We start from the raw sequence: 12,071 nt of genomic DNA, 5'->3' as shown, positions 1-12,071 counted from the left end.
ATAAGCAGGGCAAATACGTTCATCTTATTGCTAAATTAGATAAATCGCAACCTATTGAATACGACGCTGTAAAAAACCCCAACTATTTAACGTTTAGTATTATTGACAGTTTGGGATCGCAAACAAAAGTAGTATACCATAACAGCAAACCTACCGAACTGGAACAAAGTGAAAGAGTGGTACTGCAGGGCAAAATGCAGGGAGATGTTTTTGAATGCCAGACCATTACTTTAAAATGCCCGAGTAAATATAAAGATGATAAGAAGCAGATGGAGAAAAGTGTTACCAATAAATAGGAATTGGGAGTTTGTAATTTGGAATTAGGGTTGCCAGCGTGCTATTGCTTAAAGAAAGCTGAAAATAGTTGTTAAATGAATTATAAAGGATACAAAGATTTAGAGTGCTACATAAAAGCAAGAGAGCTAAGAATATTTATAGCTGCACTTGTAAAAAAATTTCCCCCGCAAGAAAAATTCCTTTTAACTCCTCAAATAGTTGATTGTTCCAGATCGGCTACAAGAAATATTGCCGAAGGATATGGAAGATATACTTTTACAGATACACGTAATTTTTTTATAATAGCAAGAGGATCAATTACAGAAACCATGGAGCAATTAACTACGGCTTTTGATGAGAATTATATATCGCAGAACGAATTAAATGATGGTGAAGCAAAATGTGAACTTGTTTTTAAATTAATAAATGGTTACATCGCTTATTTAGACAAATCAAAGAAACAGCCGGTGCAACAAACTAACCAAATTCCAAATTCCTAATTACCAATTACTATGCAGTTTATAGGAGAGCATTTATTGCCTGGAAAAATCGGACATTTCTTTGTTATATTATCTTTTATTGCTTCGTTACTTGCAACTATCTCTTATTTTATCGCAAGCCGATCTCCGAATATTCTTGAAAAACAATCCTGGACCCGTTTCGCAAGAATTGCTTTTATCACTCAAGTTGTTTCTGTATTAATTATTTTCTCTGTAATATTTTATATCTGCTCCAATCATTATTTTGAATACATGTATGCTTACAAGCATGCATCAAAAGAATTAGATCCAAAATTTTTATTAGCCTGTATTTGGGAAGGCCAGGAAGGCAGTTTTTTATTATGGACGATATGGCACAGCATATTGGGCATTTTTATTATTGCCAGAAGTAAAAGCCCTTTGCTAAATGGATGGGAAGCCCCGGTAATGACGGTGATAAGTTTAGCACAGTTTTTTTTAGGCATGATGATTTTAGGGATTTATGTTTTTAATGTAAAAATTGGTACCAGTGCTTTTACATTAACCCGTAACGAAATTGAAGGACCAATTTTTAGCCAGCCTAATTATTTAAGTTTTTTAACAGACGGTGTTGGCCTTAATGTTTTACTCCGCAATTACTGGATGGTAATTCATCCGCCGGTTTTATTTTTAGGTTTTGCAAGCACCATAATTCCTTTTGCATTTGCTTATGCAGGCATACAAACCAAACGCTTTGGCGATTGGGTAAAACCTGCACTACCCTTTGCATTATTCAGCGCCTGTGTTTTAGGTGTGGGTATAATGATGGGTGGAAAATGGGCTTACGAATCTTTATCGTTTGGCGGTTACTGGGCATGGGATCCGGTAGAGAATGCATCGCTTGTACCATGGCTTGTTTTAATTGCAGGCTTGCACACCATGGTAATTTATAAAGCTACAGGCCATAGTTTACGGGCCAGTTATGTGTTTGCATTTTTAACGTTTATATTTATTTTATATTCTACTTTTTTAACCCGTACGGGAGTTTTATCAGATACATCGGTACATGCATTTACAATTAATGAAGAAACAAAAGTTGTTACGTATTCAATGCTTTTAGCTTTGATGGCAGCATTTACAGTGCCTGCTCTTGTTTTGTTCTTTATTAACTACAAAAAAATCCCTTCTATCAATACCGAAGAAAGAATTGACTCCCGTGAATTCTGGATGTTTATAGGTGCTGTTGTTTTCTTTTTATCAGCATTATTTATAAGCGCAAAAACATCGGTACCGGTTTTCAATGCAATTTTTAATACCAAACTGGCGCCGCCGGAAGATGTGGAATTTTCTTACAACAAAGTAATGGTACTGGTGGCTTTTATTATTGGTTTACTAACTGCCATTACACAATATTTTAAATACAAAAGCACGCCATCAAAATATATTTTTAAGAAAATTGCGGTACCAACATTTATTGCTGCAGTTATCACTGCGGCTTTAGCCATCTTTTATCCCATAACTTATTATACAAAGGGTGCAGGGTTTTTAGGCGCTGTTTATATTGCATTGTTTGCATCTATTTATGCAATAATTGCCAATGCTGCTTACATATGGACGGGATTAAATGGAAAATTAAAAGCCGCAGGTGCTTCTATTGCACATTTAGGTTTTGCAATAATGATCCTGGGCATGTTAATTTCTTCGGGCAATAAAAAAACTATCAGCGATAACAGGGTAACGGGCATTAATATCCCATTTGGAAAAGATAGTAAAGAAAATCCTTTGGAAAATTTAACGATGCTAAGAGATGTGCCTACAAGAATGCTGGATTACAATGTTACTTACAGCGGCGACTCCGCCGGTAATGAAAAAGGAAGGCAATTTTATAAACTGATGTTCACCAAAAAAGACAGCAGTGAAAAATTTGAGTTAACACCTGATGTGTATGTGGGTAAAGAAGAATTAAAAAGCAGTAACCCCAGCACCAAGCGTTATTTAACAAAAGATATTTACAGTTATATATCCAGTATAAACCCGGAAAGTAACAAAACAGATACCGCACAATTTGTTATTAAAGAAATTGCTGAAGGTGATACGGCTTATTACAGTAAAGGTTATTTAATTTTAAACCAGGTGGTAAAAAATCCAAATAATGATAAGTTTCATTTTACACAAAATGATGCTGCATTAATGGCGGATATTACACTGGTAACTCAAGACAGCATGCGTTACAAAGCCTATCCTTTAATTCAGATTGATATGCAAACACAAAATGCTGTTCAAATTGATGATACTGTTTATGCTCAAAATGTATATCTAAAATTTGCAGGTGTGGCAGATGGGCAAAAAGTAAAAATTGGTATTAAAGAATCTGAAAAAATTATAGATTTTGTAACCATTAAAGCTTACCTGTTTCCTTATATCAATTTAGTGTGGCTGGGTTTGCTGGTAATGGCAATAGGCCTTGTAATGAGTATGATCAAAAGAGCAAAACTTTCTCCTGTGCTTGCAGCCGGTTCTTTAATTTTTACAGCCGTTGCATTATTTTATATGTTCTTTATGGCAGGTGGTTAATATAAAATACATTGAAACCATACTGTCAGCCTGAGGCACTCATAAAAAAAATTTAAGCTCTTTGCTAATGACAGTAAGAAAGAATTTTCTCAGCTTCGCTAACAAAAAGGGTTGCCACTAAGGCGCAAAGACACAAAGCAAAAAAAATGCTACGCATTTTTCCTTAGTGTCTTTGCGCCTTAGTGGCTAAAATAAATTTTTGTAAAATATTGTTTATCAAACTTTTAAAATACTTGTCATTAGCAACTTGTCGAAGGCGGGTTAACTATTGCACCGGTTTCGACAAGCTCAACCTGACATTTTTTTTGATCAGATAGATTCAATGTCTAATTAGCATAAGTTTACAGGAGAAATATTTTTTCTTATAAATGTGCGGCAATTTCTTTTTCATCCACTACCCCATCTTTGCGCCACACCTGCTTGCCATCTTTAAAAATAATAAATACTGGTAACTGTGTCACTTTATATTCTTTTAAAATGGCTTCATCATTTCCGCCATCAACTTTTACTAAACTAAACTTTCCTGCACTATTTTTTTGAAGACTCTGTAAAACAGGTTCCATCTTTTTGCATGGCGGGCACCACTCAGCACCAAAATCTACCAATACCGTTTTAGAAGAATTGATTGCTGCATTAAAAGCTTCTAATGAAAAAGGCATTTTTCCAATGCTAACGTCTTCTAAATTTTTATTGCCCGCTTTCCATGCATTAATACCACCCTGCAGTTCGAAAACATTTTCAAAACCCATAGCCCTCATTTTTTGTGCAGCTGCAGCACTTCTGCCACCAGCAAGACAATATACATACACCGGTTTATTTTTATCTACATAACTGATTCTTCTTTCAAATTCTGTGGCATCATTCCAGTTAGCCAACAATGTATTTTTTATATGACCACCTGCATACTCCCCCGGGGTCCTTACATCTAAAATTTGTACAGAATCTTTTGCTACAGCTTTTTCAAATTCATCAGCAGTTAAATTTGTTTTTGTTTGTGCAGTGCAGCTAAATAAAAGCAATGTAAAAAGCGAAACATAAACTATGCGGAATGTGTATTTCATAAAATATAATTTGCTGTAAAATTACTTTATTAATTCTTTTAAATCCGTTTCGCTAACGGTTAATAAATTTACTTTTGTTAATCTTTTTGTCAATTCTCTCCAGTTGGCATCCTGCTTGTAAATTTTCTGCAGCATTATACCGGCTTCTTTTACTTTTTTATTATTGGCAAGAGTAATAGCCGTCCAGTATTGCATTTCTAAATTTTTAGGAAACATTTTCATAGCTGCACCATATTCTTCCATAGCCAGTTTCATGTCATTTTTTTCGGTAGCTAAATCGCCTTTGTCCATATGCTCATAAGCCCTGAATAATTTTAATAATCTTTCCATTTCTACCAATGGAAGATCATTATCATCAACACGTAAATCAATTAAGCGGTCCGTCCATATTTGCCCGGTGCTTTTACCGGCAACTACTAATATTGCTGCGGATTGTTTACCACGTATATCACCACCAACTGCCTGTGCTGCCTGTAATGCTATCAAAATTCTTTCGGCAAGTGGTTTTCCTTCACTGGCTTCAAATGCTTTTGCCATAGCCGGGCAAACTTTGTTATTCAGCATCATATTACTTTGCACCGAAAAATTTTTGCCCACAATCTGCGATGCATAATCAATACAATTTTTTCCGGTGTGTGCATTTACATTTCCGTTAGTATCAATCATCGCCACCTGTCTTACTTCTCTTCCTTCATCCTGCGCCAGCAATTCCTGCAATGCTTCGGGTGCAGTTTTACCAGCTTTTATTAATGCCAATCCTTTGGGGCCATAGCTTTTATTTACAAAAGATTGTGTGGCTACCACGCCAACACCAGCTTCGCCCCAGGGAACGGCCGTGCCCACACTAAACCAGTGGCTTTGCACACCAACAGCCATCTCCCCTGTTTTAGCATCTCTTGCCACAATGGAAAAAGTGTGTGCAAGGCCATTATCTTTTTTTAAAAACTGTGCCGAAGCATTATCAACTGCTAAAAAAATTATTACCGAAAATAAAATCAGCTTTCTCATAAAAATAAATTTGCTTTAAAGCTACAAACAAAAAGCCATCCCAAATAAATGGAATGGCTTTTTAAATTTTATAAGTGAAAGACTTACAGGCTGTGGTAAATAAAGATTATGAATGAAAATATACGCTATCATTTTATTGCCCATTCACTATTCACCATTCACACTTACATTGGAGAAAGATATTGTGCATAGGCATAACCTTCTTCTCCATCGGCAGTTCTTACTTTCCACCAGCTGTCATCAGTTTTTTCAACCAATGTTACCACTTCGTCGTGTGCTGCTTTACCAACAATGGCACCATCAGTACTTGGTGTACTTCTGATATTTAAGTTGTTAGAATCAGTTGTTACTTTTAATTGAGCCCCAGCATCAGCTTTAATATCTACATTCATCATTAAATCGCCGCTTGCCATATTAGGGTCAATTTTATCGTACAATGCCCAAAGTGCATCATAATCAGCAGTGCTTTTTGCAGTACCGCTTACATGTAATACGCCATCTTTTTCAGCTACTGCTAAATTTGCCACTCCCATAGTGTTTGCAGCTTGTAATAATTCAGCATATTTATCTTGTAATGCCATGTTGTTTATTTTTTAGTTTTGATTGTAATTATTTTTTATCCATTAATTTGCTAACGTCCGACATTACTTTTGCAGAGGCAAGCATTTGCATAATTTTTCTTCTGTCGTCTTTAGATACTGTGCCTGCAAGTACAGCTTTATCACCTTCAAAAGTAACTGTAACACCTTTAATATCTTTTAAACCATCAGTAACTTTTTGTTTTGTTGCTGCATCCATAACGGTTGTCATAGAAGCTGGTGGTGGCGGCGGAGGTGGAGTTACAGTACAGTTATTTACTACAGACTTTACACCTTTAACAGCTTCAACCGTTTTTTGGCAATGCGCTTTGCAGGAGTCATCTTTACATTGCCCACCCAGTGTAACAATGCCTTCATTAACCTCAACTGTTGTACCGGTCATCATGTTATCAGCTTTAAGTGCTTCTTCAACTTTTGCTTTAATATCTGCATCCTTAGGTTTGCAGCTTACAAAAAACAGCGTTGCTGATACAGCAATCACCGTTAATAATTTAATCAGTTTCATCTTTAAGAGTTTTTTGTTTTATAATAATTGTTCAAAGAAAGGAAAAAATAAATTGATTACTCAGAATTACTTTAAACATTTTCCATTGGTTTATACAGACTTTATTTTTATGTAACCCGTTGCATCTTGTTAAAATTATAAACAACCTAATCTTCCACCATCAACCGGTAAATTTATGCCGTTGATATATGATGCCGCAGGCGAACATAAAAATGCAACCGCTGCACCAAACTCTTCAGGCTTTCCAATTCTGCCTGCAGGTATTTCTTCTTCTAATGCTTTCAATACTTCTGCTTCAGTTTTACCAGTGTCTTCTGCCTTTTTTGCAATCACATAATCTGCCCTGCCGGTTTTTGTAAAACCGGGCAATACATTATTTACAGTAATACCAAATGGCCCAAGCTCAGTTGCCAAAGTTTTTGCCCAGGCCGCCACAGCACCACGTATGGTATTGCTAACGCCCAACCCTGCAAGCGGTATTTTTACCGAGGTGGAAATTATATTTATTATCCTTCCAAAACCCACAAGTTTCATGCCCGGTACAACGGCAAGGGTTAAATTATGGTTGTTAATAAGATGGTTATTGAAAGCCAGTAAAAATTCATCGGGTTTGGCATTTAATGCCGTGCCGCCTGCCGGTCCGCCGGTATTATTTACTAAAATGTGAATGGTATTATTCTTTACAAATTCCTCAATAACATTTTTTACCAATACTGTATCGGCAAAATCGGCCACCAAATATTGGTGATTTTGTTGGGCATTTTTGGGTAAAGATTTTAGGGCTTCAATTAATTTGGCTTCATTTCTTGCCAGTAAAACAATATTGCAGCCCAGCAAAGCCAGTTCCACAGCACTTGCATAGCCCAGCCCCTGAGTGCTGCCGCAAACCAATGCTGTTTTTCCCCAAAGATCAAGATTCATTTTTTTTATTTTGGATAAAGCTAAATAATTTTATTTTTTCTCACATTTATTTGTTTGATGTGGATAATTCGTTTCGCCTGAAAATGCCTTCATTCCGCTATATTCGCAGCGCTGAAAAAGAAAACTAATGGCAGAAAAAGATTTATTTGATTATACAGAAGACTCCATCAAAAGTTTAGACTGGAAAGAACATATCCGTCTTCGCCCCGGTATGTACATTGGCAAATTAGGCGATGGCAGCAGCCCCGATGATGGCATTTATGTGTTGATAAAGGAAGTGGTGGACAATTGTATTGATGAACACACCATGGGTTATGGCAAACATGTAGATGTAAATATTGATGGCAAAACAATTACTGTAAGAGATTACGGCCGTGGTATTCCGCTGGGTAAAGTGGTGGATGTAGTAAGTAAAATAAATACCGGTGCCAAATACGACAGTAAGGCATTTCAAAAAAGTGTGGGCTTAAATGGCGTAGGTACAAAAGCAGTAAATGCGTTAAGCAATTATTTTAAAGTAACGGCTTACCGTGAAGGCAAAGAAAAAACTGCTGAGTTTGAAAGAGGTGTTTTAAAAAAAGACCATAAAGAAGCTGCAACAAAAGAAGATAACGGCACCTTTGTAGAGTTTATTCCTGATGACCAGATTTTTAAAAATTTTCATTTTGTACAGGAGTATTTAGATAACCAATTTTGGAATTACTGTTATTTAAATGCAGGGCTTGTAATGAATTTAAATGGCAAGCGCTATGTAAGTAAAAATGGTTTGCTCGATTTATTACAGCGAAAAACCAATGCGGATGAAATCCGTTACCCCATCATTCATTTAAAAGGAGAAGATATTGAAGTAGCCATTACACACGAAGGCACTTATGGCGAAGAATATTACAGTTTTGTAAACGGGCAATTTACCACACAGGGCGGAACGCATTTGGCCGCTTTTAGAGAAGGCTATATAAAAACCATTCGTGATTTTTTTAAAAAAGATTACGATGCTGCAGATATACGGGGCAGTATTTGTACAGCCATAAGCGTTCGTGTACAGGAGCCTGTTTTTGAAAGCCAGACCAAAACAAAACTCGGTTCTCAAAATGTGTATGAAGGCGGACCCAGCATGAAAAATTTTATTGGAGATTTTTTGGGTAGAGAATTAGATAATTATTTACACCGCAACCCTGCTACTGCCGAAGCATTAAAAAAACGTATTGAACAAAACGAAAGAGAACGTAAAGAATTATCGGGCATTCGCAAACTGGCCAACGAAAGAGCAAAAAAAGCCAACCTTCATAATAAAAAATTACGGGATTGTAAATTTCATTACAACGACGAGCCGAGTGGCAAAGACAAAGACAGCATTTTAGAAAAACAAAAAGAGAGTACCATTTTTATTACCGAAGGCGACAGTGCCAGCGGCAGTATTACCAAAGCAAGAAATGTAAATACGCAGGCAGTGTTTAGTTTACGTGGTAAACCTTTAAACTGTTTTAGTCTTACAAAAAAAGTGGTGTACGAAAATGAAGAATTTAATTTACTGCAGCATGCATTAAATATTGAAGACGGCTACGAAAACCTGCGCTATAATAATATTGTATTTGCAACTGATGCCGATGTGGATGGTTTGCACATCCGTTTATTGCTGATGACTTTCTTTTTACAATTTTTTCCTGATTTGGTTAAGAATGGCCATGTGTATATTTTAGAAACGCCTTTGTTTCGTGTTAGAAATAAACAGGAAACTATTTATTGTTACGATGAAACAGAAAAACAAAATGCTGTAAAAAAATTAGGAACAAAGCCAGAGATAACCAGGTTTAAAGGTTTGGGAGAAATTAGCCCCGATGAGTTTGCAAAATTTATTGGCAACGATATGAAACTGCAGCCGGTAATGCTGTTGCCTGAAACACATATTCAGCAATTGCTGGAATATTACATGGGGAAAAATACACCATCACGCCAGGAATTTATTATTGATAATTTACAGGTGGAATTAGACCTTGCTGAAGAAATAAAATAAAACATGTTTGAATTTCATGGCGACAGGAAAAGATATTTTGAGATACAGGTGGATAACACCTGTAAATATGTAATTCCGTTTATTGAAAATTATAAACCCATAGTTGCTGGAACAAGAGTTTTAGAAATTGGTTGTGGCGAAGCTGGTGTGTTAAAAGCATTTACAGATAAAGGTTGCATTGGTGTAGGAGTAGAATTGGATGAACCAAGATTAGTAATGGCAAGAGAATGGATGCAGGAAGAATTAAACGCTCAAAAAATTTTCTTCATCAGTAAAGATGTTTACAAAGTAAATGTTGAGGAAGAATTAAAAGGTAAGTTCGACATCATTATTTTAAAAGATGTTATTGAACACATTCACGACCAGCCTAAATTAATTGCGTGGATGAAAAGTTTTTTGAATAAAGACGGTGTAATATTTTTTGGTTTCCCTCCATGGCAAATGCCATTTGGTGGTCACCAGCAAATAATGAAAGGAAAGTTTTTAAGTAAGATACCCTGGTTTCATTTGTTACCGGCATTTGTGTATAAAGCCATATTAAAAACCGGCAAAGAAAATGTAGCTGAAATGATGGAGATAAAAGAAACAGGCATTTCAATTGAAAGGTTTGAAAAAATTGTTGGCCAAACAGGATATAAAGTAGTAAATCAAACGCACTACTTAATCAATCCTATTTACGAATATAAATTTGGGTGGAAATCTAAAAAACAAAACGGATTAATAAAATCAATACCATGGGTACGTAATTTTTTTACCACCTGTGTTTACTATTTAATTACTCCAAATTAAAATTTTAAAAAAGAACTGCTATAATGATACACATAGTTTTTAACGAGCCGGATATAAAAGTATTGCAGCAGGCAATTGAACTGGATGAAAGTTTACAGGGAGAAGTGATACAAATTAAAGATGATTATGCCGTTGGGCCTTTAAATAATATTTATTTGGCAGAGGGCATTGAAGAACGTAAGCAATGGTGGCGTGAGGTACTTGCCGGTGGCGATGGCGATAGCAAAGTGGATTCCGGCGAAGTGGACGATTATAAAACCGCAGCTGAATTAGTAGGAACCATGCGCAGGGATGAAAATGAGATCATCTGGATATGGGCCGCACAAAACAAACATGATGTTAGCGGCTACTACTGGCTGTTAAACTATATGAAAGAATTTCAGGGCAGGGTTTTTATTTTGTATTTAAATAATCTTCCTTTCATCAATGAAAAAGGAAATATTTTTTATCCTAACTGGATAAATGAAATACCGGCAAAAGAATTTTTAAAGGCAAAAAAATTAGCCAGGGAAATTACACTGAGCGAATTTGAAGTTGATCCTGATGAGTGGACAAAAATATGTAGTGAAAACGGCGGCGTTCGATTACTGGAAGGCGGCAAAAAATTAAAAAGCGAAGACTATGATTTTTATGATGCCGAATTAAAAAAACAGGTAACCGGCGATTGGCAAAAAGCCTCAAAAATTATTCATCATTTTTTAAGCAAAGCAAAACACACCACCGGCGATATGTATTTATTGTGGCGTTTAAAAACGATGATAGCAAATGAAATGTTTGATGTGCAGGGGAAGTTGGGCAACATGAAAGATTTTGAAGTGAAAACCCCCTCCGCCTCGTAAAGGGTTAACTGATTGAAGAAAAAAAACTGCAAATATCAGCTCCGTAGGAGCAATATGTTAGTAGAATAAAATGAAATAAATTTTCAATAGCTCCGTAGGAGCGACATGTTAAAATCAGGCACTTTCTAAAATTTAAATATGCCAAATACCTATTCTCAATTGTACATTCAAATCGTCTTTGCTGTTAAAGGCAGAAAGTCTTTTATTAAAGAGCCTTTTAGGGAAGAATTGCAAAAATATATGTCTGGAATTATTGCAGAAAAAAAACAAAAATTGTATGCCATTTATTGCATGCCGGACCATACCCATATTTTTGTTAGCATGAAGCCCGACATGGCTATCTCTGATTTGGTAAGGGATATTAAAGCTAATTTATCATCTTTTGTAAAAGAAAAAGAATTTGTAAATGAATTTGCTTGGCAAACAGGGTTCGGGGCATTTTCTTATTCAAAATCGCAGGCATCAACGGTGGTTAATTATGTTTTAAACCAACCACAACATCACAAAAAGAAAACTTTTAAAGAAGAATACATTGAATTTTTACAAAAATTTGAGATTGAATACGATGAAAAATATTTGTTTGAATTTTATGATTGACGAAATAAGAAACATACCGCTCCTACGGAGCTAAAAAACACACGTTATTCCTGTTAGTGCTACTAATATATTGCCCCGCTGGGGCTAAAGATGTAAAATATTTCAGCTCTGTAAGAGCAATATGTTAGTAGCAGAATGACAAATAAATTATCAAATTTTCAGCTCCTTAGGAGCGATATGTTAGTAGAAAGAAAAACACCAAGATGGCAAAAGCAAACAAAGAAGAATACATTCATGTAGATAATGGAATTGGCGGCCAATACAAAACCTGGTTTTTAGATTATGCCAGTTATGTAATATTGGAAAGGGCCGTGCCTGCCATTGAAGACGGTTTAAAACCGGTGCAAAGAAGGATCCTTCATGCCATGAAAGAGATGGATGATGGCCGGTTTAATAAAGTGGCTAATATTATTGGGCAAAGTATGCAGTA

Annotated in this window: 13 protein-coding genes; 8 read left to right on the top strand and 5 right to left on the bottom strand. The window is 35.9% G+C overall.

Going from position 1 to position 12,071, the window contains the following annotated elements; genetic code table 11:
• The 3 genes from ACY65O_RS05405 to ccsA form a co-directional block, all read left to right on the top strand.
• Positions 1 to 296: cytochrome c maturation protein CcmE domain-containing protein (locus ACY65O_RS05405; protein WP_462219829.1), on the top strand; the 296-nt coding region annotated here is incomplete at its 5' end.
• Between the two features lie 75 nt (positions 297 to 371).
• A complete protein-coding gene (locus ACY65O_RS05400; protein WP_462219828.1) occupies positions 372 to 776 on the top strand; it encodes a four helix bundle protein in 405 nt (134 codons plus the stop codon).
• A gap of 12 nt (positions 777 to 788) precedes the next feature.
• On the top strand, positions 789 to 3,308 hold the full coding sequence (gene ccsA, locus ACY65O_RS05395; protein ID WP_462219827.1) for a cytochrome c biogenesis protein CcsA: 2,520 nt from the start codon (positions 789 to 791) through the stop codon (positions 3,306 to 3,308).
• A 362-nt stretch (positions 3,309 to 3,670) separates the two neighbouring features.
• Here ccsA and ACY65O_RS05390 read toward each other — a convergent pair whose 3' ends face one another.
• The 5 genes from ACY65O_RS05390 to ACY65O_RS05370 form a co-directional block, all read right to left on the bottom strand.
• Entirely contained in the window at positions 3,671 to 4,369 is a 699-nt protein-coding gene (locus ACY65O_RS05390; protein ID WP_462219826.1) for a thioredoxin domain-containing protein, read from the bottom strand.
• Between the two features lie 21 nt (positions 4,370 to 4,390).
• Positions 4,391 to 5,377, bottom strand: coding sequence for a DUF1028 domain-containing protein (locus ACY65O_RS05385; RefSeq protein WP_462219825.1), 987 nt, complete (start codon positions 5,375 to 5,377; stop codon positions 4,391 to 4,393).
• 164 nt (positions 5,378 to 5,541) lie between these two features.
• Positions 5,542 to 5,958 carry an SH3 domain-containing protein gene (locus ACY65O_RS05380; RefSeq protein WP_462219824.1) on the bottom strand — a complete coding sequence of 139 codons (417 nt, stop codon included), beginning with the start codon at positions 5,956 to 5,958 and terminating at the stop codon, positions 5,542 to 5,544.
• Positions 5,959 to 5,986: 28 nt separating this feature from the next.
• The gene (locus ACY65O_RS05375; RefSeq protein WP_462219823.1) at positions 5,987 to 6,481 is read right to left on the bottom strand and encodes a BON domain-containing protein; all 495 of its coding nucleotides are present in this window, start codon (positions 6,479 to 6,481) and stop codon (positions 5,987 to 5,989) included.
• Between the two features lie 135 nt (positions 6,482 to 6,616).
• Positions 6,617 to 7,402, bottom strand: coding sequence for an SDR family oxidoreductase (locus ACY65O_RS05370; protein ID WP_462219822.1), 786 nt, complete (start codon positions 7,400 to 7,402; stop codon positions 6,617 to 6,619).
• A 127-nt stretch (positions 7,403 to 7,529) separates the two neighbouring features.
• Between ACY65O_RS05370 and ACY65O_RS05365 the strand changes: the two genes are divergently transcribed.
• The 5 genes from ACY65O_RS05365 to ACY65O_RS05345 form a co-directional block, all read left to right on the top strand.
• Positions 7,530 to 9,416, top strand: coding sequence for a DNA topoisomerase IV subunit B (locus ACY65O_RS05365; RefSeq protein ID WP_462219821.1), 1,887 nt, complete (start codon positions 7,530 to 7,532; stop codon positions 9,414 to 9,416).
• Between the two features lie 3 nt (positions 9,417 to 9,419).
• Positions 9,420 to 10,205 (top strand): class I SAM-dependent methyltransferase, encoded by a 786-nt coding sequence (locus ACY65O_RS05360; protein ID WP_462219820.1) that lies wholly within the window; start codon positions 9,420 to 9,422, stop codon positions 10,203 to 10,205.
• A 23-nt stretch (positions 10,206 to 10,228) separates the two neighbouring features.
• Complete coding sequence (locus tag ACY65O_RS05355; protein ID WP_462219819.1) at positions 10,229 to 11,044, top strand: DUF1835 domain-containing protein; 816 nt, start codon at positions 10,229 to 10,231, stop codon at positions 11,042 to 11,044.
• 138 nt (positions 11,045 to 11,182) lie between these two features.
• Positions 11,183 to 11,641, top strand: a complete 459-nt coding sequence (gene tnpA, locus ACY65O_RS05350; RefSeq protein ID WP_462219818.1) for an IS200/IS605 family transposase — start codon at positions 11,183 to 11,185, stop codon at positions 11,639 to 11,641.
• A 203-nt stretch (positions 11,642 to 11,844) separates the two neighbouring features.
• A partial coding sequence (locus ACY65O_RS05345) for a DNA gyrase subunit A (protein WP_462219817.1) occupies positions 11,845 to 12,071 on the top strand: 227 nt, incomplete at its 3' end.

The sequence above is a fragment of the Ferruginibacter sp. genome (assembly GCF_031430955.1).
Classification (GTDB): Bacteria; Bacteroidota; Bacteroidia; order Chitinophagales; family Chitinophagaceae; genus Ferruginibacter.
This window is presented reverse-complemented; position numbering and strand designations above follow the sequence as displayed.